General features: G+C 72.0%; 19 protein-coding genes and 2 tRNA genes. 9 read left to right on the top strand and 12 right to left on the bottom strand.

Translation table 11 applies throughout. From position 1 onward, the window contains the following. Positions 1-44: 44 nt before the first annotated feature. The 4 genes from ettA to KAG51_RS00595 form a co-directional block, all read right to left on the bottom strand. The gene (ettA, locus tag KAG51_RS00610) at positions 45-1,727 is read right to left on the bottom strand and encodes an energy-dependent translational throttle protein EttA (RefSeq protein WP_290579551.1); all 1,683 of its coding nucleotides are present in this window, start codon (positions 1,725-1,727) and stop codon (positions 45-47) included. Between the two features lie 49 nt (positions 1,728-1,776). Continuing rightward, positions 1,777-3,429 carry a GTPase gene (locus tag KAG51_RS00605; RefSeq protein WP_290579549.1) on the bottom strand — a complete coding sequence of 551 codons (1,653 nt, stop codon included), beginning with the start codon at positions 3,427-3,429 and terminating at the stop codon, positions 1,777-1,779. A 67-nt stretch (positions 3,430-3,496) separates the two neighbouring features. Continuing rightward, complete coding sequence (locus KAG51_RS00600; protein WP_290579547.1) at positions 3,497-5,233, bottom strand: GTPase; 1,737 nt, start codon at positions 5,231-5,233, stop codon at positions 3,497-3,499. A gap of 83 nt (positions 5,234-5,316) precedes the next feature. After that, the gene (locus tag KAG51_RS00595) at positions 5,317-6,525 is read right to left on the bottom strand and encodes a PrsW family intramembrane metalloprotease (protein ID WP_290579545.1); all 1,209 of its coding nucleotides are present in this window, start codon (positions 6,523-6,525) and stop codon (positions 5,317-5,319) included. Between the two features lie 41 nt (positions 6,526-6,566). On the opposite strand from KAG51_RS00595, the gene KAG51_RS00590 reads away from it, so the two are divergent. Further along, positions 6,567-6,639, top strand: a tRNA-Arg gene (locus KAG51_RS00590). Positions 6,640-6,701: 62 nt separating this feature from the next. Here KAG51_RS00590 and KAG51_RS00585 read toward each other — a convergent pair. Both KAG51_RS00585 and KAG51_RS00580 read right to left on the bottom strand, forming a co-directional pair. Further along, positions 6,702-7,412, bottom strand: coding sequence for a GAP family protein (locus KAG51_RS00585; protein WP_290579544.1), 711 nt, complete (start codon positions 7,410-7,412; stop codon positions 6,702-6,704). 24 nt (positions 7,413-7,436) lie between these two features. After that, the gene (locus KAG51_RS00580) at positions 7,437-8,252 is read right to left on the bottom strand and encodes a thioredoxin domain-containing protein (RefSeq protein WP_290579543.1); all 816 of its coding nucleotides are present in this window, start codon (positions 8,250-8,252) and stop codon (positions 7,437-7,439) included. A 173-nt stretch (positions 8,253-8,425) separates the two neighbouring features. On the opposite strand from KAG51_RS00580, the gene orn reads away from it, so the two are divergent. The 4 genes from orn (at position 8,426) to KAG51_RS00560 (ending at position 10,756) form a co-directional block, all read left to right on the top strand. Then, a complete protein-coding gene (orn, locus tag KAG51_RS00575; protein WP_290579542.1) occupies positions 8,426-9,037 on the top strand; it encodes an oligoribonuclease in 612 nt (203 codons plus the stop codon). A 50-nt stretch (positions 9,038-9,087) separates the two neighbouring features. Continuing rightward, positions 9,088-9,160: transfer RNA gene (locus KAG51_RS00570), tRNA-His, on the top strand. Positions 9,161-9,257: 97 nt separating this feature from the next. Then, the gene (locus tag KAG51_RS00565) at positions 9,258-10,454 is read left to right on the top strand and encodes a YihY/virulence factor BrkB family protein (protein WP_290579540.1); all 1,197 of its coding nucleotides are present in this window, start codon (positions 9,258-9,260) and stop codon (positions 10,452-10,454) included. After that, positions 10,451-10,756: a DUF4235 domain-containing protein gene (locus KAG51_RS00560; protein WP_290579538.1), complete on the top strand. Its 306-nt coding sequence runs from the start codon at positions 10,451-10,453 to the stop codon at positions 10,754-10,756. The genes KAG51_RS00565 and KAG51_RS00560 overlap by 4 nt, the downstream gene beginning before the upstream one ends. Before the next feature lie 135 nt (positions 10,757-10,891). Here the strand turns inward: KAG51_RS00560 and nudC are convergent, their stop codons facing one another. Further along, positions 10,892-11,758 (bottom strand): NAD(+) diphosphatase, encoded by an 867-nt coding sequence (gene nudC / locus KAG51_RS00555; RefSeq protein WP_290579536.1) that lies wholly within the window; start codon positions 11,756-11,758, stop codon positions 10,892-10,894. Positions 11,759-11,802: 44 nt separating this feature from the next. Between nudC and KAG51_RS00550 the strand changes: the two genes are divergently transcribed. Beyond that, complete coding sequence (locus tag KAG51_RS00550) at positions 11,803-12,363, top strand: mismatch-specific DNA-glycosylase (RefSeq protein ID WP_290579534.1); 561 nt, start codon at positions 11,803-11,805, stop codon at positions 12,361-12,363. On the opposite strand, the gene KAG51_RS00545 is transcribed toward KAG51_RS00550, so the two are convergent. Genes KAG51_RS00545 through moeZ form a run of 4 tightly spaced genes read right to left on the bottom strand, consistent with a single transcriptional unit; the run spans position 12,353 to position 20,154 of the window. After that, positions 12,353-15,520 (bottom strand): ATP-dependent DNA helicase, encoded by a 3,168-nt coding sequence (locus tag KAG51_RS00545; protein WP_290579532.1) that lies wholly within the window; start codon positions 15,518-15,520, stop codon positions 12,353-12,355. The genes KAG51_RS00550 and KAG51_RS00545 overlap by 11 nt on opposite strands. After that, positions 15,517-18,642 carry an ATP-dependent DNA helicase gene (locus tag KAG51_RS00540; protein WP_290579530.1) on the bottom strand — a complete coding sequence of 1,042 codons (3,126 nt, stop codon included), beginning with the start codon at positions 18,640-18,642 and terminating at the stop codon, positions 15,517-15,519. The genes KAG51_RS00545 and KAG51_RS00540 overlap by 4 nt, the downstream gene beginning before the upstream one ends. 38 nt (positions 18,643-18,680) lie before the next feature. Further along, positions 18,681-18,986, bottom strand: a complete 306-nt coding sequence (locus tag KAG51_RS00535) for an MGMT family protein (protein WP_290579528.1) — start codon at positions 18,984-18,986, stop codon at positions 18,681-18,683. 7 nt (positions 18,987-18,993) lie between these two features. Next, positions 18,994-20,154, bottom strand: coding sequence for an adenylyltransferase/sulfurtransferase MoeZ (gene moeZ / locus KAG51_RS00530; RefSeq protein WP_363316123.1), 1,161 nt, complete (start codon positions 20,152-20,154; stop codon positions 18,994-18,996). Positions 20,155-20,337: 183 nt separating this feature from the next. Here moeZ and KAG51_RS00525 point away from each other — a divergent pair, with 183 nt between their 5' ends. Beyond that, positions 20,338-20,985 (top strand): TetR/AcrR family transcriptional regulator, encoded by a 648-nt coding sequence (locus KAG51_RS00525; RefSeq protein ID WP_290579525.1) that lies wholly within the window; start codon positions 20,338-20,340, stop codon positions 20,983-20,985. Positions 20,986-21,059: 74 nt separating this feature from the next. Next, on the top strand, positions 21,060-21,293 hold the full coding sequence (locus tag KAG51_RS00520) for a DUF3107 domain-containing protein (protein ID WP_290579524.1): 234 nt from the start codon (positions 21,060-21,062) through the stop codon (positions 21,291-21,293). Positions 21,294-21,337: 44 nt separating this feature from the next. Here KAG51_RS00520 and KAG51_RS00515 read toward each other — a convergent pair whose 3' ends face one another. Continuing rightward, positions 21,338-22,057: a ferritin-like fold-containing protein gene (locus KAG51_RS00515; RefSeq protein WP_290579523.1), complete on the bottom strand. Its 720-nt coding sequence runs from the start codon at positions 22,055-22,057 to the stop codon at positions 21,338-21,340. Positions 22,058-22,197: 140 nt separating this feature from the next. On the opposite strand from KAG51_RS00515, the gene KAG51_RS00510 reads away from it, so the two are divergent. Further along, positions 22,198-23,700, top strand: a complete 1,503-nt coding sequence (locus KAG51_RS00510) for a DEAD/DEAH box helicase (protein ID WP_363316120.1) — start codon at positions 22,198-22,200, stop codon at positions 23,698-23,700. The last annotated feature ends 21 nt before the right edge of the window (positions 23,701-23,721 follow it).

Genomic DNA, 23,721 nt, shown 5'->3' with positions numbered 1-23,721 from the left:
CGACCGTGAAACTGCACAACTCGGCGCAAATCTGGGGAACGCGGTCAGTCGCGGGTCAGGCGGCGGTGGGTGACGCGGTGGGGGCGGGCGGCCTCGGCGCCGAGGCGCTCGATCTTGTTCTCCTCGTAGGAGGCGAAGTTGCCCTCGAACCAGAACCAGTTGGCCGGGTTCTCGTCGGTGCCCTCCCACGCCAGGATGTGGGTCGCGATGCGGTCCAGGAACCACCGGTCGTGCGAGGTGACCACGGCGCAGCCCGGGAAGTCGAGCAGCGCGTCCTCGAGGGCCGACAGCGTCTCGACGTCCAGGTCGTTGGTGGGCTCGTCGAGCAGGAGCATGTTGCCGCCCTGCTTGAGGGTCAGCGCCAGGTTGAGGCGGTTGCGCTCACCACCGGACAGCACGCCGGCCTTCTTCTGCTGGTCGGGACCCTTGAAGCCGAACGAGGCGACGTAGGCGCGACTGTTCATCTCGAAGTTGGCGACCTTGATGAAGTCCAGCCCCTCCGACACGACCTCCCAGACGTTCTTGTCCGGGTCGATGTTGGCGCGGGTCTGGTCGGCGTAGCTGATCTTGACGGTCTTGCCGACGTTCAGCGTGCCCGAGTCGGGCTCCTCACCACCGGTGATCATGCGGAACAGCGTGGTCTTGCCGACGCCGTTCGGGCCGACCACGCCCACGATGCCGGCCCGCGGCAGGGTGAAGCTGATGTCGTCCCACAGGACCCGGCCGTCGAACGACTTGGTGAGGTCCTGCGCGTCGAGCACGACGTCGCCCAGGCGGGGCCCGGCCGGGATGTTGATGTCGGAGGTGTCGATCTTGCGGGCCTTCTCGGCCTCGGCCGCGAGCTCCTCGTAGCGGGCCAGACGCGCCTTGCTCTTGGCCTGGCGCCCCTTGGCGTTGGAGCGGACCCACTCGAGCTCCTTCTCCAGCATCTTGGAGCGCTTGGCGTCCTTCTGGCCCTCGATCTTGAGGCGTTCCTTCTTGGTCTCGAGGTACGTCGAGTAGTTGCCCTCGTACCCGTGGATCTGGCCGCGGTCGACCTCGGCGATCCACTCGGCCACGTTGTCGAGGAAGTACCGGTCGTGGGTCACGGCCAGGACGGCGCCCGGGTAGCTCTTGAGATGCCCCTCGAGCCACTGGACGGACTCGGCGTCGAGGTGGTTGGTGGGCTCGTCGAGCAGCAGGAGATCGGGCTGCTGCAGCAGGAGCTTGCAGAGCGCGACCCGGCGTCGCTCACCACCGGAGAGGTGGTCGACCAGCACGTCCGGCGGCGGGCAGCGCAGGGCGTCCATCGCCTGGTCGAGCTTGGAGTCGATGTCCCACGCACCGACCGCGTCGAGGTAGTTCTGCAGCTCACCGGTCTCGGTGCCGAGGGCGTCGTAGTCGGCGTCCGGCTCGGCCATCTCGGCGTACGCGGCCTCGAGGCGGGCCATCTTGGCCTTGATCTCCGCCACGGCCTCCTCGACGTTCTCGAGCACCGTGGTGCCCTCCGTGAGCGGCGGCTCCTGCTGGAGCATGCCGACGGTGGCCTCGGGATCGCGCACGAGATCGCCGTTGTTGGGCTGGTCGAGGCCGGCCATCAGCTTGAGCAGCGACGACTTGCCCATGCCGTTGGGGCCCACGACACCGATCTTCGCCCCGTGCAGGAACGAGAGCGACACGTTGTCGAGGACGACCTTGTCGCCGTGGGCCTTGCGGACGTTGCGGAGGGAGATCACGTAGTCAGCCATGGTGGCTCCAGCCTAGCGAGCGACCACGCCGACCTGGTCGGCCGGAGGGTCAGCCGAGGGCCGCGACGATGCCGGCCCGGTAGCGCTCGTACGCGCTGAGCTCGGCATCGACCGGTGCCACGACGAGCTCGGCGCTGACCTGACCGAGGGCTGCTCGCAGCTCCCGCTCGACGCGCGCCGACTGGCTGCGGGCGACGAACCGGGACGCGATCCGGGCCCCCACGGCGATCACGACGCCCGCGACCGCGGCGACGACGCCGAGCACGAGCGAGAGCGGATGGCCGTCGGCCGGGCCGAAGCCGGACACGACCGGTCCTTCGCCGACCCCCGACCCGACGCGACCGAGCAGCCACCATCCGAGGCCGCCCACGGCCGTGGCGAGCAGGAGCCACTGCAGGGCGCTGACCAGGTGCAGCCACGCGGCACCGCGCAGCGAGAGGCGCGTGGAGGCCACCGCGGACTCTACCGCGTCGGCGACCTGCGAGCCCTCGACCGCGGAGTCGGCGGCGACCCGCACGGAGTCGCGCCAGGGCCGCTCGAGCCCGACCGAGGCCTTCTCGACGAAGACGCGGACGGAGGTCTCGACGGCCGACCGCTGCGGACGGATCGCGTCGGGCAGGCTCGACCGCTCCAGCTCGCGCCGGTCGACGTCGATCCCGAGCTCGCTGAGCGGGTCCTTGCGCAGACCGCCGATCCACCGCGTCAGGGGCCAGCCCGTGAGCCGGACCGCACGCCGCCGGCTCGACGCGCCGACGGCGGCGGCCAGCTGCCCACCACCGACGGCGTCGAACAGGGCACGGACGAGCTCGTCACGGTCGGCCTCGGTGACCCCGGGGACGTTGCTGCGTCCCCCCACGGCCGCGATCTGCTCGGCCGCCGCGCGGATGTCGGCGTCCAGCCGGTCCTTGGCCGAGGCGCGGGCCCGGATGCGGGTCGCGAGCTCGCGTCGGAGGTCGTCGACGCCGTCGCCGCGGGTGGCCGAGACCCCGATGACCGGGACGTCGGTCATGCCGCCGGCCGCCACGATGCGGCGCACGTCCTCGACGGCGCGCCCACGCTGCTCGTACGGGATCCGGTCGATCTGGTTCAGCACGACGAGCGACACGTCGTTGTAGGCGGCCATGGGCCGCAGGTAGCGGTCGTGGATCGCGGCGTCGGCGTACTTCTGCGGATCGAGCACCCAGACGATGAGGTCGGCGTACTGCACCAGGCGATCCATCTCGACATGGTGGGAGACCTCGGTCGAGTCGTGGTCAGGGAGGTCCAGCAGCACCAGACCGTCGAGCTTGGTGTCCTCCGAGGACCGGTCGAGCATGCTCATGCGGGAGACCTGGTGCCGCGGCGGGATGCCCATCCACTCCAGCAGCCCCTGCGCGCCGTCGGGGCCCCAGGCGCAGGCCAGGGCCCACGAGGTCGTCGGGCGACGCAGGCCCACGCCGGCGAGGTCGAGGTCGGTCAACGCGTTGAACAGCGACGACTTGCCCGAACCGGTGGCACCCGCGAGGGCCACGATCGTGTGCTCGCCCGAGAGGCGCAGGCGCTCGACCGCACGACCCGAGAGCTGGTCGGCCGAGGCCAGCACCGACTGCGGCAGGCGGCCGTGGGCGGCGTCGGCCGCGGCGACCAGACCGTCGACCTTGCGGCCGATCTCCCCGATGTCGTCGCGGTAGACGGGGGCGGGGGCGTCGCTCAGGCCGCTCACGCCGTCACCCCCTGGGCGAGCGCGGCGAGTGGCAGCGCCGGCGCGGGATGCGTGGTGGAACGGTCGTTCATCCGGTCGTGCCCCCTTGGCCCGTCGAGTGCGATCCTCGGACGACCCGGGTCTCGAGATCGTCCAGGTGGCGCGCGTACTCGGCCCGTCGGGCCGCGTCACGCAAGGTCTGCTGCGACTCTCGCACGTGCTCGGGGTCCGGCGACAGGGCGGCGAACCGCGCCCGCTCCTCCTGCACCAGACGCATGACCTGCGTCTCGAGCGTCGCCAGGGCGTCCTGCGCGAGCCGCTCGACCACGTCGCTCGACAAGACGGCGTCGAGGACCCGGCGGCTGATGCGGCCGGCCTCCGTGCCGCCGGCGCCCAGCGCGGTGATCATGAGCGAGACCGCGAGCCCCGGGACACCGATCGCGAGCACGTCCGTGGACAGGCGGCGGTCGGCCACGGCGACACGCACCTGCTCGGTGACGTGCTGCTGCCAGTCGCGCCCGACGCGCTCGGCGCGGGCACGCAGATCGCGCGGGGCTCGGTCCAGGCCCGGTCGGGCGGCCACGATCGCCTCGCCCGCCGGGTCGGACGCCCACTGCGCGACGACGGTCGTGGCGGCGGACTCCGCGTGATCGACGATCAGCACCGCGAGGTCGTGCTCGATCGCGGCTGCGACGTCGTCGGCCTTGGACCGCTTGCCCGTCACGCCGTCGACGAGTCGCTCGCGGATGCGCCCCACCTTGCCCTCGACCGAACGGAGCATCTCCCCCGTGCCGACGAAGTTCTGCCAGCGGGCGGCGACGTCGCCGCTCACGAGGCTGCCGCCGGCCAGCGTGGCACGCAGCGCCCGCTCGGACTCGGCGAAGCTGCCGTCGACCGCGGCCCGGAGCTCGTCGGCCGCGCGGACCTGAGACTCGTAGGCGTCGGCGAGGTCGTGGCTGCGCAGGACGTTGTGCCGCACCGCGCCGTCGAGGGTCGACCGCACGATCAGGGCACGCGTCTCGTCGTTGCTGGCGAGGTCGTGCAACCAGTCGACGATCGGCTTGACGGCGTCGGCCGGCAGCAGGCCGTCGGTGTCGACCGGGGTCTCGGGCACGGTGAACAGCGGCGAGTCGGACAGACCCCGGGCCGTCATCATCCGGGCCAGGTGGCCGCGCACCTCGACGATGCCGTCGGGTGCCGTGCGGTCGAGCACCACGGCGACCGACGTGCTGCGCTCGGAGGCCTGGCGCAGGTAGTCCCACGGGACCTGGTCGGCGTAGCGCGCCGCGGACGTGACGAACAGCCACAGGTCGGCCGCCGCGAGCAGCTGCGTCGCGAGCTCCCGGTTGCCCTCATCGATCGAGTCGACGTCGGGGGCGTCGAGGATCGACAGCCCCTTCGGGACGTGGGAGCTGGCCCTGAGCCGCAGTCCGTAGGTCGCGTTGCCCGGCACGTCGGTGCGCGGCAGGTCGGGCAGGATGCGATCGGCCTGGAACCAGGCGCCGTCGTCGGGGTGGTGGGTCAGCACGGGTGAGCGAGTCGTGGGGCGCAGGACACCGGACTCGGTGACGACTTCGCCCACGATCGAGTTGACCAGGGTGGACTTGCCCGCGCCGGTCGACCCGCCCACCACGACCAGGACAGGTGCATCGAGCTGCACCAGACGCGGCAGGACGTAGTCGGAGAGCTGGTCGGCGACCGCGGCCTGCAGGCGCCGTGCCTCGGGAGCGTCGTCGGTGGCGAGCGGCAGCTCGACATGGCGGACCCGGTCGAGCAGCGTGCTGAGCGCGCCGAGGAGCTCGCCGGGGGCGTCTACGCCGACCACGACCACTCCTCTCACGTCTCACCCGTCACACGGTTCGTGGAAAGCCTAGTGGACGCCGGGCCCAGGCGGGCCGGACGACCGCCTCAGGACCAGCGGACCGGCGGACCGGTCAGCATCGGCGGCCCCAGCAGCGGCGGACGAGGCAGCGGGGCGATTGCCGGCGGCAGCTGCAGGCGCGGCCGGAGCGTGTCCATCTCGGCCCGGATCGCCAGGGTGCGCTCGACCCCGTCTCGACCGGGGCGCCCGAGCATCACGGCGTCGTGCACGAAGGCCAGCCGGGTGGCCAGGGCCTGGTACCGGCGCACCACCGCTGCCGCGTCGCGGCCTCCGAGGTCGCGGGCGTGGCGACGCGCCTGGGCGCGGTAGCCGACGTAGGTGAGCCACGGGAGCTCGGCAGGATGGATCCACCCACGGTCCGCGACGTACGACAGCGAGCGTCGCAGGACGACGAACTGGCGTTGGCGCAGCACGATCGCGAGCGTCACGAATCCGGCGAACACGACGACGAGCAGCAGGTAGAACAGCGCGAACCCCGCGATCCCGGCGTAGCTGATGGACCCGTTCCAGAGCCCGTGCAGCAGCATGCTCCCGGCCCAGCCGCCGAGAACCAGCGGCACGCGGGCCCACCAGGAGCGCTGCAGCACGGCAAGTCCGATCGCCAGACCGAGGCTGGCGGTGAACAACGGGTGGGCGAACGGGCTCAGGAGCCCACGGATCGCAAAGGTCGCCGTGGCTCCCTGCGCCCCGCCGAGGCCGAGCTCCGGTCCTCCGAGATAGCTCGCGGAGTAGTAGAGGATGTTCTCGATGAAGGCGAAGCCCAGGCCGACGACACCGGCGTAGAACAGCCCGTCCAGGACGCCGCCGATGACCCTGCGCGCCCGCAGGAACGTGGCCAGCAGGAACAGGCCCTTGGCGGTCTCCTCGACGAAGGGCGCCACGAACGTCGCGGTCTGGCCGTCGCTGAGGTCGAACGTCGAGGCCAGCAGCTCGTTGAAGACCAGGGCGATCCCCACGGCCCCGGCGGCGCCCCACAGGAACGCCGCCACGACGTAGCGCCGAGGCTCCGGCTCATAGCGGTCGATCCACCAGTAGAAGAGCCCGAGCAGCGGAAGCGGCACGACGCCGAGCGCCAGGCCGACCGCGACGGCCCGCGCCGAGTCGGCCCGGTACCCGAAGTAGACGACCAGGGCGACCGCGCCCACCCCCAGCAGACCCGTGCCGACCAGGAGCGGGAGCCGGCCACGCTGGCGCCAGGGGTCCTTCGCTGGCGCCGTCGCGGTGTCAGGGGTCACGTGACGCATCGTAGGCGAGGCTCCCACTACGCTGGTCGCGAGCGCCCGTAGCTCAGAGGACAGAGCAGGAGCCTTCTAATCTCCCGGTCGCAGGTTCGACTCCTGCCGGGCGCGCTCAGGCAGGCGACGCGGGACCTGCGCGCCGGCGCTGACCCCCGCGAGCCCAGTTCCGCCCTTCAGGCGCCGAGGAGGCCGAGCGCCTGCGCGGCGTCGCCGGCCAGGAGGAAGCCGACGATCCCGAACACCCAGCCCGTCATCTCGTCGGCCTGGCGGGTCAGCCAGGCGTCGAGTCGCCGCAGCGACGGTTCGATCCTGGCTCCCAGCGCGGCGCGCGAGACGGCCAGCAGCAGGGCCGGCAGCACCATCACGACCGCGTAGCCGCCGAGCAGGGCAAGCTGAGCGCCTGCGGCAAGGTCCGCGGCGGCCACGATCGCGATGGCCCCGAGGTACGGCAGCATCGTGGGCAGCTCGACCGCGACGGCCACGGTCGCGGTCGCGACCACAGACCGCCGGGCGCTCGATCCGTGCGTGGCGTCGTCGCCGCGCAGCCGGTCGCGCCAGCGCAGCGCCCGGCCCGCGACCCGGCCCATGACCGCGTCGCTGAACGCCACGGCGAGGAGCGCGACCCCGAGCGCGAACTGGAACCATCGCACGGCGTCGACGTCGCCGATCCCCGCGAGCGCCGCGGCGGACGACTGCCCGACCACCAGGAGCACCGCCCCGATCGCGGCGTAGGCCGCCGCGACGCTCGCGAGGAACGTGAGCAGCGGTCGCCACGCGACCGGTCCCGGCCGGAGCACCCAGACCAGCGGGATGACCAGGGTGCCGACGCTCGTGGAGTCGACCAGGGCCAGCCCCGCCAGGACCGCGAGCGTCGTCAGCGCCACGGCTCGCGCCTCTGCGTCAGTCGGTCAGCCAACGGGCGTCGTGGCCGTCGGCGCGGACGTGGGATCCGTGCTCGGGTCGGCCGTCGGGGCCGGGAGCCCCTTCTTCTCGGCCACGGCCGCGTTGATCTGCTCGATCAGGGTTCCCCTGTCGGCGACCTCTTCGTCCTCGATGTAGATCGTCGGCGTGCCCGTGACGCCGCGCTCACCACCGGCCTCCTTGGCCTTCTTGATGCGGTCGAAGTAGGTCTCGTCGTTGATGCACGTCTCGAGGCCCGTGAAGCCCATCGAATCGGCCGCAGCGATCAACGCGTCGTTCTCAGGACCAGCCGTACCCTCAGCAGGCTGGTTCGCGTACAGGTAGTCGTGATACTGGACGTAGGCGTCAGCACCGTACTCTTCGTCGACGCAGATCGCGGCGTTCGTCGAACGCTTGGAGTAGTCGTTCAGGCTGAGGCCGCGCTCGTCGAGGAACGAGAACGGGTGGTACTTGATCGTGATGTCGCCCGCGGCCACCAGCGCCTTCAGCTGCTCGCCGTAGACCTGCTCGAGCGCCTGGCACGCGGGGCACTGGAAGTCCTCGTACAGCTCAACCACGACGGGCTCGTAGCCATCGGTCGGCGCGGGCGCCCCGGCGTCCTCGGGTGTGTAGTCGACGCTGAACGCCTCCGGAGCGTTGTCGCTGCTGATCGTGCTGACCCCGTAGGCCGCCGCAGCCACGAGGACGATCACGACGGCGACGATCGCGCCGGTGATGGCGTTGCGCTGACGCTTGGACGCCTTCTCGCGTTCCTTGCGCATCTGCTCGGCGCGGGCGGCGCGCTGCTGACGGTCTTTGCTCACGAGTGTTCCTCTTCGGGTTCCGTGCCACGCGGCACGAGGTCTGGGCGGGGAGATCCGCGGCTCTTGACGATCGTAACGACCGAGCACCCACCACGAGTTCCCTGTCACCTCGACGCCGCAGGCCCACCGGGTTCGGACGGGCCGCACCCGGGCGCCGCGTAGGGTGATCGACCGTGAACGACTCCTTGGTGTGGATCGACTGCGAGATGACCGGACTGTCGCTGGAGACCGATGCGTTGGTCGAGGTCGCGGTCCTCGTGACCGACTTCGATCTCCAGGTCAAGGGCGAGGGCATCGACCTGATCATCAAGCCCCCGCAGGCGGCGCTCGAGCAGATGAACGAGGTCGTCACGACGATGCACACCTCCTCGGGCCTGATCACCGAGCTCGAGTCCGGTCTCAGCCTCGAGGACGCGCACGCCCAGGTGCTCGACTACGTGCGCGGCTTCGTGCCCGAGCCCCGCAAGGCTCCCCTGGCGGGCAACTCGGTCGGCACCGACCGCGCCTTCCTCGCCCGCGACATGGTCGAGCTCGAGCAGCACCTGCACTACCGGATCATCGACGTGTCCAGCATCAAGGAGCTCGCGCGACGCTGGTTCCCACGGGCCTACTTCGCGGCGCCGTCCAAGGCCGGCCACCACCGCGCACTCGCCGACATCGCCGAGAGCATCGAGGAGCTGCGGTACTACCGGCGGGCCGTCTTCACGCCGGACCCCGGCATCGACTCCGACGCCGCCCGCGCGATCGCGGCGGAGGTCGGCGGCTCGGTGACGGGGACCCTCTGACCCTGCGCTATGCTCTACCTCGCCGTTCCGGGTCCAGCCCGGGGCGCGTGGTGGGCGTAGCTCAGTTGGTAGAGCCCCGGCTTGTGGTGCCGGTGGTCGCGGGTTCAAGTCCCGTCGTCCACCCCGAGAGAACGGTCCTGGCGTGTTCGCCAGGACCGTTCTGCATGTCCGGGGTCGTCCGCGGGTACTCCCGCGGCCACCGATCGCTGCGGGAGGACTCATGACCAGCACGTGGAAGACGATCGGCGGCCTGACCCTCGTGGGAGCCGTCGTGGCCGCGGGCGCCCGACTGCGGCGCGGACAGCCGACCGTCGCGGACGAGCCCGCGACGGCCTCACCCGCCGCTGCTGACCCGGACCGCGACCGGACCCACGACGAGCGCGAGCTGCCGGACTCCCCCGACGACCTCACGCGTGCGTCGTGGACCTACGTGCTACGCAAGACGGCGCGCGAGTTCTCCCGGGACCAGTGCACCGACGTGGCGGCGGCCCTCACCTACTACGCCGTGCTCGCCCTGTTCCCGGCGACCATCGCCCTGCTGTCGCTGGTGGGGGTCGTCGGCCAGGGGCAGGAGACCGTGCGCACCCTGACTGACATCCTGCGGGACCTCGGGGCGACCGGCGTGGCCGACACGCTCGAGCCGATCCTGGCCGAGATGAGCGGGATTCCCGGCGTCGGCGCTGGTGTCGTGATCGGCCTGCTCACCGCGCTGTGGACGGCGTCGGGCTACGTCGGGGCGTTCGGCCGCGGCCTGAACCGTATCTACGAGATCGAGGAGGGGCGGCCCATCTGGACGCGCCGCCCCGCGATGCTCGCGGTCACCGTCGTGACGGTGGTGCTGGCAGCGATCGTGGCCATGGGACTGGTGCTGACCGGTCCCGCCGCTCGGGCGGTCGGCGAGGCGGTCGGACTGGGCTCGACCGCGGTGCTGGTCTGGAACATCGCGAAGTGGCCCTTCATGCTCGCGGCCGTCGCGCTGCTCGTGGGGCTGCTGTACTACGCCACACCGAACGTGCAGCAGCCGCGATTTCGGTGGATCAGCGGCGGTGCGGTCCTCGCGATCCTGGTCTGGGCGGCCGCGTCGGGCCTGTTCGGCTTCTACGTCGCGAACTTCTCCCGCTACGACGCGACCTACGGATCCTTGGCCGGCGTCGTCGTGTTTCTGCTCTGGCTGTGGATCACGAACCTTGCCCTGCTGTTCGGGGCCGAGCTCGACGCCGAGCTCGAACGCGGCCGGCAGCTGCAGGCCGGGCTCGTCGCGGAGGTGGCGATCCAGCTTCCGTTGCGCGACACGCGCCAGATCGCGAAGGCCGCCGAGAAGCAGCAGGATGACATCAAGCGGGGTCGGCGCCTGCGGCTCACCGCCGGGCGCACCAGCGACCCCGTCCGTCACCACCACGAGGAAGGCAGCGCATGAGCACGTCGCGGGAGACCGAGAAGCCCAGCAAGACCGCCAAGATCCTGTACCGGCCCTGGGGCCTCGTGGCGAGCATCCTCGGCGGCCTCGTGGCGAGCAAGGTGTTCCACCAGGTGTGGAAGCGGGTCGATCCGCAGGCCTCGGACGATCCGCCCACGGCCCTGCAGTCGGAGTACCGGCTGCCCAAGATCGTGCTCGCGGCGCTGGCCCAAGGGGCGATCTACTCGGTCGTGAAGGCCCTGATCGACCGCGGTGGAGCCCGCCTGTTCCAGAAGTGGACCGGAGAGTGGCCCGGCGACTGACCCGCCCGAGGCGGTGAGCAGGCAACCTCACGCAGGGGCCTGAGGTTGCTGGCTCACCGAGACTCGATCGCAGCGGTGCATCAACCTGCGGGAGGGCTTCTACCGCTAGGCCGGTGGCAGACGTTTCCCCAGGCCTCAGAACCAGCTCGCCGTGAGGTCCTTGCCGAGCCAGGACTCGATGAGCCAGCTCGAGATCGAGACCCCGCTGGGCGGCAGCAGCAACGTGCCGGCCTCCCCGTAGCGGATCAGCTCGTCGCGGGTCACCCAGGCGGCCTCGGCGATCTCGTCGTGGTCGACCTCGATCGTCGTCTCCGTGGCGGTGCCGAAGAATCCCAGCATCAGGCTCGCGGGGAACGGCCACGGCTGGCTCGCGCCGTACGTGACGTCACCGACCGTGACCCCGACCTCCTCGCGCACCTCGCGCCGCACCGCGTCCTCGAGCGACTCGCCGGGTTCGACGAAGCCGGCCAGGGTCGAGAACCGGCCCTCCGGCCAGGCGGGGTTGCGGGCCAGCAGGGCGCGGTCCTGATCGTCGGTGATGAGCATGATGACGGCCGGGTCGGTGCGCGGAAAGTGGCTGGCGCCGCACTCGGGGCAGTGCCGCAGGTGTCCGGCCTGCTGCACCTGGGTGCGCGCGCCGCAGCGCGGACAGAAGGGCGTCGCGCCCAGCCAGCGAGCGATCGCGACGGCGTGCACCGCGAGCGACAGCTCGTCGGGAGCGAGCTGGGGGGCCAGGACGCGGATGCTCGTCGGGGTCAGCTCGGCGGGCACGCGACCGTCGACCACGACGGCGGCGTGCCGGCGACCGTGCTGCTCGCCGAGCCAGATCCACTCCCCCTCGGGAGCCTCGGACGCCGGCACCCACGCGAGGGCCGGACCGTCGACCGTGGCGACGTGCTCGCCGCCGAGCACCATGACGCGGACGTCGTCCAGCTCACGGCTGTCGGCCCGGTGCAGCGCGGCGCGGTCGTGGCGGGCTCCGTCGAAGGCGAATCGGCTCACGTCGTCAGGCTAGACCTGACGACCACGCGTCCTAGGCTGGGGCGGTGAGCACCCCGCGCCTGAGCCGGGCCGAGCTGGAGTCGTACGTCGGGCGGACGATCCCCGATCTGCGGCCCGACCCGCTCCGCCTGCTGTTCGTGGGCATCAACCCCGGGCTCGTCAGCGCCGCGACGGGCCTTCACTTCGCCCGCCCGGGCAACCGCTTCTACCCCGCGTTGCAGGCAGCCGGCCTCATCACCTCGGCCACGGCCCAGGAGGCTCAGCGCGAGCTGCTGAGCGCCGGCGTCGGCATCACCAACCTCGTCGCGCGGGCGACGGCCCGCGCCGACGAGCTCGACGACGACGAGGTGCGTGCCGGGCGAGCCCGGCTCGAGCGGCTCGTGGCCGAGGCGCGGCCCCCGGTGGTGGCCGTCGCCGGCATCACGTCCTACCGGACCGCGTTCGGCGAGCGGGGCGCGGTCCCGGGTCGACAACCCCTCGACCTGGGCGACGCGGAGCTCTGGGTCGTGCCGAACCCGAGCGGCCTGAATGCGCACGAGACGGTGGCATCGCTCGCCGGGGCCTATGCAGAGCCGGCGCGCGCGGCCGGGGTTCTCACCGGCTGACGGGCGAGCCACCCGCGAGGATCTGCTCGAGCTGCTCGCGGCCTGGCAGGTCGTCGTAGGTGACGGTCTCGCCGAGCCGGACGTAGTGGAACGACGCGACGACACGGGCGGGGTCGACGTCGTGCTGCTCGGCCCACGCGGTGCGGTAGACCGCGAGCTGCAGGGGGTCGGCGCTCGTGGTGCGGTTGGTCTTCCAGTCGACGATCTCGAAGCCCTCGGTGCCATCGGCCAGCCGCGCGGGGAACACGGCGTCGATGCGGCCGATCAGCCGCTGCGCGCCGAGCTGGACCGAGAACGCCTCCTCGACGGAGAACGCCGTGCGATCGGCGAACGGTCCCGCGGCGAACGCCTGCATCAGCGCGGCGAGCTCGGCGTCGTCGGCCACCTCGGCGTCGGCCCCGGGCAGGTCGGACGGGTCGAGGATCGAGCGTTGGGCGTTGACCGGGATCTGCTGCTCGACCCACGCATGGAAGGCGGTGCCAAAGCGCGCAGCGGCCGACGGACGGCGCGGCATCGGCCGGGCGAGGTCTCGGACGAAGGCGGCCTCGTCGCCGACGAGGGACAGGGTCTGGGTGGCCGACAGGACCGACGGCAGGGTGACCTCGACGACCGCGCTCTCGGCGCGCTCAGCCTGGGCGAGCACGAGCTCGAGCTCCTCGGCGAGCTCGAGGTGCGACGGATGGAGGTCGGCCGGCTCCGAGGAGTCGAGGGCGGCCCGGACCTCGGCCGCAAAGGCCCGTCGCTGCTCCATGCCGACCACGGGGTGCGGCCACGCGAACGCGACGTCGTCGACCAGCGGATTGGTCTCGTCGGGAGCCGGCTCCGGCGCCCACACGAGCGGCTCGCCACCGTGCTCGGCGAGCCACACCGCGGCATCGGCGAGAAAGGGCGACGGGTCGCGGGGACGCTTCTGCGTGCGGCCCCAGCGGTGGCCGCTCAGGTGCAGTCGCGACTTCGCGCGCGTGAGGGCGACGTAGGCCAGCCGCACCTCCTCCAGGTACGACTCGCGCAGGGTCGCGGCGCGGTACTCCTTGTCGCCGGCCGTCGTGAAGTCGTGGAGGTCGGCCAGCGTCTCGCCGTCGCCGCGCAGCGCCGTGGGCAGGGCCGAGGCGACCGACGTCCAGCGGCTGCGGGCCGAGCGTGACGGGAACACGCCATCGGCCACGAACGGGACGAAGACCTCGTCGTACTCCAGCCCCTTGGCCTTGTGCACCGTGAGGACCTTGACCGAGTTGGCCTGCGAGGGCGTGCTGACGTCGAGACCGTCGGCGTGCTCGCGCTCGGCCGCGAGGTAGGCCATGAGCCCGCCGAGCGAGGCGTGCGGGTCGTTCGAGGCGTAGCTCGCCACGGCCTCGTGGAGCAGCGAGAGCGTGTCGGTGCCGATGCCGGCGACGTCCAGCTCGACGTCCAGCTGGAGCTCGCGCACGACGCGGTGCACCAGGTCGGTCAGGGGCTCGTGCACGAACCGGCGCAATCGGGCGAAGAAGGCCGCGACGTCGGCGAACCGACGCCGCGCCTCCGCGGAGTACGGACCACCGCCCAGGTCGGCGACGGCCTCGGCGAGCGAGACGACCTCGGTGGGGTCGACGCCGGTCGTGGCGCGGTCGAGGTCGGCGGCCAGCACCGCGTCGAGGTCGCCCGCGTCGGGATCGTCGCCCGTGTGGTGCGACTCGGCCAGACGGCGTGCCCGGCGCCCGAGCAGCGCCAGGTCGCGGTCGCCCACCCGCCAGCGCGGGCCTGCCAGGAGCCGCAGCATCGAGGGGTTGGCGGTCATGTCGTCGAGCACCTCGAGGACCGAGACGACGTCGAGGACCTCCGGCTGCGCCAGCAGACCGGTCAGGCCGACGATCTCGACCGGGACGTCGCGCGAGCGCAGCGCCTGCACGATCTCGGCGTTCTCGTTCTTGGTGCGGACCAGGACGCCGATCTCGTTCCAGACCGGCGGATCGAGCCGGCGACCGGCCCGGACCACGGCGTCGGCGACGGCCTCCACCTCGTCGCGCACGGTGGCGTGCAACGCCACCGTGACCTCGCCCTCGGGATTGCCCGGCGCAGCCTCCAAGGGCCGGACGACGCGGGAGTCGGCGTAGAACTCGCGGGCGACGTGGCCCGCGAGGTCGATGATGCGGTGGCCGCACCGGCGACTGACGGCCAGGGTGAACGGCTCCGTGCGCGGCACGCCCTCGGGGGTGAACTGCTCGATGAAGCCCTCGAGGTTGCCCGTGGCGGCGCCGCGCCAGCCGTAGATGCCCTGGGCCGGGTCGCCCACCGCCGTGACCCGGCCCTGGAACAGCGCCGCGAGCAGATCGCGCTGCGCGACCGAGGTGTCCTGGTACTCGTCGAGCAGCACGACGTCGAAACGCTCCCCCAGCTCGGCGGCGACCTCGGGCAGCTGGGCGAGCCGCGTGCCCCACGCCATCTGGTCGGAGAAGTCCATGACGCCGGCCTCGGCCTTGGCAGCGCGGTAGCGCTCGACCAGGTGGCTCAGCTCGGTGCGCTTGAGCGAGGCGTTCGCGATGTTGGTGTGCAGCTTGAGGATCTTGGGCTGGTTCTGCATCTCGAGCACGATGTCGCGGTCGAACGCGCGCAGGTCCTCCGGCGAGACGAGGTGCTCCGACAGCTGCCCGTCGAGCGCGAGGACGTCGGCGACGAGGCTCGGCAGGTGGGTCGACACGTGCTGCAGGGGTTCGTCGACCGCGCGCAGCATCCGCACCACGAGCTGGTGCCGACGGGCGTCGGTGAGCACCTCGAGGTCGGGCTCGAGGCCCAGGCGCAGGCCGTGCTCGGCGATCAGCCGGCCTGCGAACGCGTGGTACGTGGAGACGGTGGGCTCGCCTCCGCCGTGCCCGACCGCGTGCTCGAGGTCGGGAACTCGCCGCAGCGACTCCCGCACTCGTCCGGCCAGCTCGCCAGCGGCCTTGGCCGTGAACGTGAGACCGAGGACGCGCTCGGGGTCGACACCGACGTGGCCCACGAGCCACACGACGCGGGCCGCCATGACCGCCGTCTTGCCCGAGCCGGCCCCCGCGATGATCGAGTACGTGCCCTCACGGGGAGCGGTGATCGCCGCGCGCTGCTCCGGGCTGAAGGGGACCTCCAGGACGGCGCACAGGTGCTCGACGTCCCGGATCGCGCCGGCGACCGCGGGGCCCGTCACCGGGCCGACCCGATCGTGAAGGTGGTCTTGGCCGGGCAGACCACGTCGAACTCGCAGAACGTGCAGGTGGCCGGCGTGGCGGCGAGGTTCTCCGAGCGCATCGTGCGGACGGCTCGACGCATCAGGTCGTGGACGAAGAACTCCCCCTCCTCGACCGGGGCGGCCTGGTGCTGCACCTTCGGCGCGTCAGGGGCCTTGGCCCCCTCCGGGATGCGCAGCTGCACGAGCTCGCTGCCGCCGACGTCGTGGTGGCCGTCGACGCCCGCCGTGCGCACTGCGAGGGTGTAGACACCGAGCTGCGGGTGCTCGGTGACCTCCGCCGCCGACGGGGCGTGCTTGCTGTTCTTGAAGTCGACGACGTGCACCCGTCCGTCGGCGTCGAGCTCGACGCGGTCCATCGACCCACGGAGCACGACCGGCTCGCCGTCGATCTGCAGCTCGGCGGTGAACTCGTGCTCCGCGGCGATCGGCGTGCGGCCGTGGCTGACGTGCCACGTCGCGAACCGGACGAGCGCCTGGTGGGCGTCGGCCTTCTCCCGCTCGCTGATCCACGCCGTCTCGTGGCCGAGCCGGTGCCACACCGCGTCCAGATGGGCCTGCAGCTCGGCGACGCTGGGCCGCTCCAGGCCGCGCCGGACGACATCGGCCGCGACCGCGTGGACCACGAGACCGAAGCCCTGGGCGGTGGTGGAACCGCGCGATCCCTGGGCCTCGCTGGCGAGGAACCACTTCAGCGAGCAGCCGGTGATGCTGGTCAGGCTCGAACCCGACAGGCCCAGGGGCTGATCGGGGTCGCGCAGCGGCACCTCGGAGACCGTGAGGTCAGCCAGTCCCCACCACGTGTCGGGGTGCGCGGCGCGGGCCCGCCCTGCATCGCTGCGGGCGATGCGCGCCAGCAGGCTCGCGGCCGAGGCCCGGACCGCCGGGTCGGGGTCGTCGGCCGCCCGACGCAGCTCGGTGACGATGCCCCGCAGCGACAGCGGGCGGGCCGGACGCCCCACCGCGGCACCGCGGTCGAACCCCGCGGCTCGGAGCTCGTCGTGGAAGCGCGACGGGCCTCCCGTCTCGTCGGAGCCGGAGTCGACCGCGGTGACCACGAGATGCTCGCGGGCCCGGGTCAGCGCGACGTACATGACGCGGCGCTCCTCGTGGAGGCGCTCGCGGGTCGTGGGGGCCGGCCCGCCCAGGAGATCGGGCCGCAGCAGCGACGGGCGGGCCGCGAGATCGGGCCAGACGTCCTCCTGCACCCCCGCGACCACGACGACCGGCCACTCCAGCCCCTTGGCACGGTGCGCCGTCATGAGCCGCACGGCGGCCGGCCGCGCGGTGCTCTCGGCCATCCGGTCGGCGGGGAGCCGCTGCGCCCGCAGGTCGGCGACGAATCCCGCCACCGAGCGTCGCCGGTGGCGCTCCTCGGACTGCGCCGCGTGCTGGAACAGCGCGACCAGGGCGTCGAGGTCACGGTCGGCCGCGACGCGCTCGCTGCCGCCGGACTCCCAGGCCTGCTCGAGGTGCGAGGGCCAGTCGGTGCCGTCCCACAGGGCCCACAGGACCTGCTCGGGAGCCTGGTTCTCGCGAATCATCTGAGCCGCACGGGCCAGCAACCGCGCCAGACGCCGCACGACCGTCTCGGCCGTGCCCACCTCGGCCCCGGCCTCGGTCAAGGTCGAGACGGCGCGCGCGAGCAGGACCCGGGACGGCGTCTCGCGGTCGTCGGTGCGCAGGCGGCGGCCCAGGGCCCGCAGATCGGGGGCGTCGACGCCTGCGAGCGGACCCGTGAGCAGCGTGTGCGCGACGTCCGGCTCGAGGTCGTGCCCGGACGCCAGGGCGTCGGCGGCCGACAGGGCCCCGAGCAGCACACGGACCGCCGGCTCGGCGACCAGGGGGACCTCGTCGCCCGAGACCTCGCAGGGGACGTCGGCCTCGACGAGGGCACGCTGGAGGCGCGAGAGCTGGGCGGAGGTGCGCACGAGGACCGCCATGTCGGACCACGAACGCCCCTCCTGCAGGTGCTCGCGGCGCAGGACCTCGGCCACGTGCTCGGCCTCGGCGGTCTCGCTCGTGAAGCTGACGACCTCGACCGTGCCCTCGGTGGGCGCGACGCACGTGAGGTCGCGGTGTCGGCGCACGACGTCGACCGGGAGACCGCGGGCCTGGAGCGGCGGCAGCACCGCGACGGCCGCGTCGCGGATGCGCGGGCCGAACCGGCGCGTGGTGTCCAGGACCGCGACCTCCGCGCCGGCGAAGTGGCGGGGGAACAGGGCGACGGCCTCGGCATCGGCACCGCGGAAGGCGTAGATCGACTGGTCGTGGTCGCCGACCGCGACGAGCTGCTGCTTCGGGCCCACGAGCTTGCGCAGCACCTCGACCTGGGCCGGATCGGTGTCCTGGTACTCGTCGACCACCACGAGCCGGAGACGGCCGCGGAGCCGGTCGAGCTCGTCAGGGTCGTCGAGCAGGCCCGACGTGCCGACCACCAGCTCGGCGTAGTCGGTGACGTTGGCCAGGTTGGCGACGTCGCGGTACTCGTCGAGCACGTCGGCCACCCGGGTCCACCACGGACGCTCCTGGCTGATCGCCAGCGCACGGAGGTCGTCAGTCGTGAGCGTGCCCGTGGCGAGCGCCCCGAGGAACGCGCCGAGCTCGGTCGCGAAGCCGCGGGTGCGCAGGGCGGGCCGCAGGCCCGCCGGCCAGGACTCGGCCTCGTGGCCGGCGAGCAGCTCGGCCAGGAACGCATCGGAGTCGGGGGCGCTGAGCAAGGTCGGGGGTGCGCCGACCGACGTGCGGTCCTGGGCCGACTTCAGCACCCCGTAGCACCAGGAGTGGAAGGTGCGGGCCTCGACCACGGCGCCCCCGCCGAGGCGGGCGGCGACCCGCTCGCGCAGCTCTTCGGCGGCCTTGCGACTGAAGGTCAGCATGAGGACCTGGTCGGGCGTGACCTCGCCCGCCGCGATGCGCTGGGCGACGAGCTCGACGACCGTCGTGGTCTTGCCCGTGCCCGGGCCCGCCAGCACCAGGAGCGGGCTCCCCCGGTGGTCGACCACCGCCTGCTGGGAGGCGTCGAGCTCGGGCACCACGACGCCGGCCTGCCGTGGTCGCCGGAGCTCGTACTGGAGGGTCACGCGATCATGCAACCAGACGTCACTGACATCGGGAGCCGCTACCGCTCTGCGTCGTCCCCGGGCGCCACCGCGCGGGTGACGTCGACCCGACCACGCCTGACCGGAGTGCCTTCACGCTGCCACTCCCGCTGCGCGTCGAGCACCAGATGCGCGGGGAGCGAGCCGTCGGCCCGGACGACGCGCCACCACGGGACGGCGTGGCCGTCGCGCGCCATGACGCCCCCGACCTGACGGGGGCCGCCCCGACCGATCTCCTCGGCGATCAGCCCGTAGGTCATGACGTGACCAGGAGGGATCGCCTCGACGATGCGCAGCACCGCCTCGGCGAACTCCTCGCTGGCCACGTCCGGCTCAGTACGAGGGCTGGCTGGGGTCGATCTGGTTGACCCACGCCACGACCCCGCCACCGACGTGCACCGAGTCGGCATAGCCGGCGCCCTTGAGCACCGCGAGGGCCTCGGCCGAGCGCACGCCGGACTTGCAGTGCAGGACGACCTGCGTGTCCTGCGGCAGCTGCGCGAACGCGTTGCCGTTCAGGAACTCGCCCTTGGGGATCAGGATCGAGCCCGGGATGTGGTTGATGTCGCGCTCGACCGGCTCACGCACGTCGACCAGCACGAAGTCGCGTCCGCCGTCGGACCGCTCCTTGAGCCAGCCGTCGAGCGTGACGACGCTGATCGTGGAGTCGGCGGCGGCCTCGGCGGCCTCGTCGCTGATCGCGCCGCAGAACGCCTCGTAGTCGTCGAGCAGCGCGGTCGGCAGCACGCCGTTGGGGTCACGGCGGATCTTGAGCGTCGCGTAGCGCATCTCGAGCGCGTCGTACGTCATCAGCCGGCCGATCAGCGGGTCGCCGGTACCGGTGATGAGCTTGATCGCCTCGGTGACCATGATCGAGCCGATCGAGGCGCACAGGACGCCCAGCACGCCGCCCTCGGCGCACGACGGGACCATGCCCGGCGGCGGCGGCTCGGGATAGAGATCGCGGTACTGCGGGCCCTCCTGGGCCCAGAAGACGCTGACCTGGCCCTCGAAGCGGTAGATCGAGCCCCACACGTAGGGCTTGCCGAGGATGACTGCGGCGTCGTTGACGAGGTAGCGCGTCGCGAAGTTGTCGGTGCCGTCGACGATCAGGTCGTACTGGCTGAAAATCTCCAGGACGTTGTCGTTGTCGAGGCGCTCGTTGTGCACGATCGTCGTGACGTACGGGTTGGTCTCAGCCACCGACTCCGCGGCGCTGACGGCCTTGGGGCGGTCGATGTCGGACTGACCGTGGATGATCTGGCGCTGCAGGTTCGACTCGTCGACGACGTCGTCGTCGATGATGCCGAGCGTGCCCACGCCGGCCGCCGCCAGGTAGAGCAGCGCGGGGCTGCCGAGGCCACCGGCGCCGATGACCAGCACCTTGGCGTTCTTCAGACGCTTCTGACCGATCATCCCGACGTCGGGGATGATCAGGTGACGGCTGTAGCGACGCACTTCGTCGATCGTCAGCTCGTCGGCGGGTTCCACCAGGGGCGCGACCACGGCAACTCCTCAATCGGTCTCGATGTCGCTGGTGTCAACGCCGTCGCCCGCCGAAGTGTTCCGCGAGCGGGGGTGACGCCACCACCAGAATGACTCCATTGTCCCGGGACGAGGCGGACCCGCCGACCGATGTCCGTGTCCTGAGATGACGGCCCAGGTAGCATCGCCGACGTGACCGACGCCCCGACTGTGCCGAGCCAGGACGGCCGACCCCGATCGGGTCGCCTCCCCCGCTCCGCCCGCAAGGCCCAGCTGCTCGAGGTCGCCCTCACGGTGTTCGTCGAGCAGGGCTACCACGCCGCCTCGATGGACGAGATCGCCGAACGCGCCGGGGTGTCCAAGCCGGTGCTGTACCAGCACTTCCCGGGCAAGCTCGACCTCTACCTCGCACTGATCGGCACGGCCTGCGACACCGTCATCGAAGGCGTCCGCACCGCGCTCGCCTCGACGCACGACAACCGGCGGCGGGTCCGCGCCACGATGGAGCTCTGGTTCGACTACGTCGCCCGCGACGACGCCCCGGTCCGGCTCGTCTTCGAGTCCGACCTGACGAGCGATCCGGAGGTGCGCGACCAGCTCGACCGCGTCACGACCGAGTCGGCCACCGCGATCGCCGAGGTCATCCGCGAGGACGCCGGCTTGTCGGACGAGGCCTCGCACCTGCTCGCCGTGGCCCTGGTCAGCATGGGTCAGGTCAGTGCCCGGCACTGGCTCGACTCCGCGTCCACCGTCTCGCGCGAGGACGCCGTGCGCATGCTCGCGACCCTCGCGTGGCGCGGCATCGGCGGCTTCCCCAAGGACGAGCCGCACACGGCCTGACCTGGCCCGGGAATTCCCGCCCCGTCGCCACCGTTTCCACCCACGCACACCCCGAAGAACGGAAGGACCCCTCCATGGAGGTCAAGATCGGTGTCCAGAACGCCGCCCGCGAGCTGTCGGTCGAGACGACCAGCAGCCCCGAGCACCTGCTCGAGGAGCTCGCGAAGTCGATCAAGGACGACTCGCTCTTCACCCTGACCGACGAGAAGGGCACGACGGTCGCGGTCCCGGCCGACAAGATCGCCTACCTGAACTTCACGGCCGACGCCGGCCGTCCGGTCGGATTCGGCCAGATCTCGGCCATGTGACCCAGTCAGGGTGGGACGCTGGCCGTTCCGCCCTGACCCGGGGGTCAGCTGGCGAGGCCGAGGCGGTCCATGCGGGCCGCGTGCGCCTCGGTCAGCCGCGTGAACATGCGTCCGATCTGGGCGAGGTCCAGGCCCGGTGAGTCGACCCCTCCGACGAGCAGCGCGCTGAGCTCGTCCCGCTCGGCGACCACCATCTGGGCCTGGCTCAGCGCCTCGCCCATGAGCCGCCGGCCCCACAGTGCGAGGCGTCCGCCGACCTTCGGGTCGACCTCGATCGCGCCGCGCACGGCGTCGATCACGAACTCGCTCGAGCCGGTGCCGCTCATCGTCTCGAGCACGAGCTCACGTGTCTCGGCGTCCAGGAACGCCGCGATCTCGCGGTAGAAGTCGGCGGCCAGGCCGTCGAACACGAAGGCCTTGACCAGGCCCTCCAGCCAGTCGGCCGGGCGGGTCTTGGCGTGGAACGCCTCGAACGTCGCCGCGAACGGGGCCATCCGCGCGTACGGGTCCTCGCCGAGCTCGACCAGCCGGTCGCGCAGCTGGACGAAATGACCGAACTCCGAGGTGGCCATGGCCGCGATCTCGACCTTGGTGCGCAGGTCAGGGGCCATCTTGGCGTCCTCGGCCAGCCGCTCGCACGCGATGATCTCGCCGGAGGAGAGCAGCCCGAGCAGCTCGACGATGCCGCTGCGGTAGTCGGGGTCGTCGAAGGCCGGGTTGCTCGTGACCGAGCTCGACGAGGGGTCCTGGTCTGCGTCACTCATGATGTCCGCAGCGTAGCGCCCACGCCGGGCGGGCCCGGCGAATGCGGCCCGACCGCCGGCGGGCCGGTACGCTGGGGTTGCCCCTTCGGGCCGTATCAGGGTCGTGAGCACATCGGACGACGTCGTCTGCCCATCACGACATGCACCGATTCATCCCGTTCACCACCTCACGATTCGAGAAGACACTGACTACCTTCACCGATCTGGGCGTCATGCCCGAGATCGCCGACGCGCTCAGCGACGTCGGCATCACCTCCCCGTTCCCCATCCAGGAGATGACGCTCCAGGTCGCCCTCGCCGGCACCGATCTCATCGGCCAGGCCCGTACCGGCACCGGCAAGACGCTGGCGTTCTCCATCCCCGTCATCCAGCGCGTCGCCGCGCCGGCCGACGAGGCCTACGGCGAGCTCGCCGCGCCCGGCAAGCCGCAGGCGCTCATCGTGGCCCCCACCCGCGAGCTCGCGCTCCAGGTCGCGGGCGACGTCAAGCTCGCCTCCAAGAACCGTGGCACGCGCAACCTCACGATCTACGGCGGCGTGCCCTACGAGCCGCAGCTCGAGGCGCTCGAGACCGGGGTCGACATCGTCGTCGGCACCCCCGGACGCATCCTCGACCTGGCCAACCGCCGCGCGCTCGACCTCTCGCACGTCACGTCCGTCGTGCTCGACGAGGCCGACGAGATGCTCGACCTGGGCTTCCTGCCCGACGTCGAGTCGATCCTCGCCAAGACCTCCCCCGAGCGCCAGACGATGCTGTTCAGCGCCACGATGCCCGGCGCGATCGTGTCCCTGGCCCGCAAGCACATGCGGCACCCGATGAACATCCGGGCCGAGAGCTCGGAGTCGAACCAGACCGTGCCCACCACGGCGCAGTTCGTGTTCCAGGCCCACGACCTGGACAAGCCGGAGATCGTGGCGCGCATCCTGCAGGCCGAGGACGTCACGCAGGTCATCGTGTTCACGCGGACCAAGCGCCAGGCGCAGCGACTCGCCGACGATCTCGCCGACCGCGGGTTCCCGGCGGCGCCCCTGCACGGCGACATGGCGCAGAACGCTCGCGAGAAGGCGCTCCAGCGCTTCCGCGAGGGCGGCGTCAAGACCCTCGTGGCCACCGACGTCGCGGCGCGCGGCATCGACGTGGCCGGGGTCAGCCACGTCATCAACTACACGTGCCCCGAGGACGACAAGACGTACGTCCACCGCATCGGCCGCACGGGCCGCGCCGGGCTCTCCGGCATCGCCGTCACGTTCGTCGACTGGGCCGACATCCAGCGCTGGAAGCTCATCAACAAGACCCTCGACCTGCCGTTCGAGGACCCGCAGGAGACGTACTCGAGCTCCGAGCACCTGTTCCACGACCTGGGCATCCCCCGCGACGTCAAGGGCCGGCTCAAGCCGGCCTCGCCCCGTCCCAAGGCGGACAAGCCCGCCGGCGGACGCGGTGACCAGGCGGGCCGACGTGGCGGCCAGGGCGCGGGTCGCCCCAGCGGCCAGCGTTCCAGCGGTCCGCGCGACGGCGGCACCACGTCCTCCGACGCGGCTCAGGGCGAGGGCTCGGCGAACCGCAACCGGCGCCGCCGGCGCCGCACGCGCAGCGGCGCGCCGTCCGGTGGTCAGTCCACCGGCGAGCCCAGCAGCTCCTGACGATCCATGCACGACGACCTG

Source organism: Aeromicrobium sp. (assembly GCF_023146395.1).
Lineage (GTDB): Bacteria > Actinomycetota > Actinomycetes > Propionibacteriales > Nocardioidaceae > Aeromicrobium.
Note: the sequence above shows the minus strand (reverse complement) of the source record. Positions and strands in the feature narration are given on the sequence as shown.

Excerpts from the sequence above, each read along its gene's own strand:
- ettA (WP_290579551.1), bottom strand. The coding sequence starts at position 1,727 with ATGGCTGACTACGTGATCTCCCTCCGCAACGTCCGCAAGGCCCACGGC.
- KAG51_RS00560 (WP_290579538.1), top strand. The coding sequence starts at position 10,451 with ATGAGCACGTCGCGGGAGACCGAGAAGCCCAGCAAGACCGCCAAGATC.
- KAG51_RS00515 (WP_290579523.1), bottom strand. The coding sequence starts at position 22,057 with ATGAGTGACGCAGACCAGGACCCCTCGTCGAGCTCGGTCACGAGCAAC.
- KAG51_RS00565 (WP_290579540.1), top strand. The coding sequence starts at position 9,258 with ATGACCAGCACGTGGAAGACGATCGGCGGCCTGACCCTCGTGGGAGCC.
- KAG51_RS00510 (WP_363316120.1), top strand. The coding sequence starts at position 22,198 with ATGCACCGATTCATCCCGTTCACCACCTCACGATTCGAGAAGACACTG.
- KAG51_RS00520 (WP_290579524.1), top strand. The coding sequence starts at position 21,060 with ATGGAGGTCAAGATCGGTGTCCAGAACGCCGCCCGCGAGCTGTCGGTC.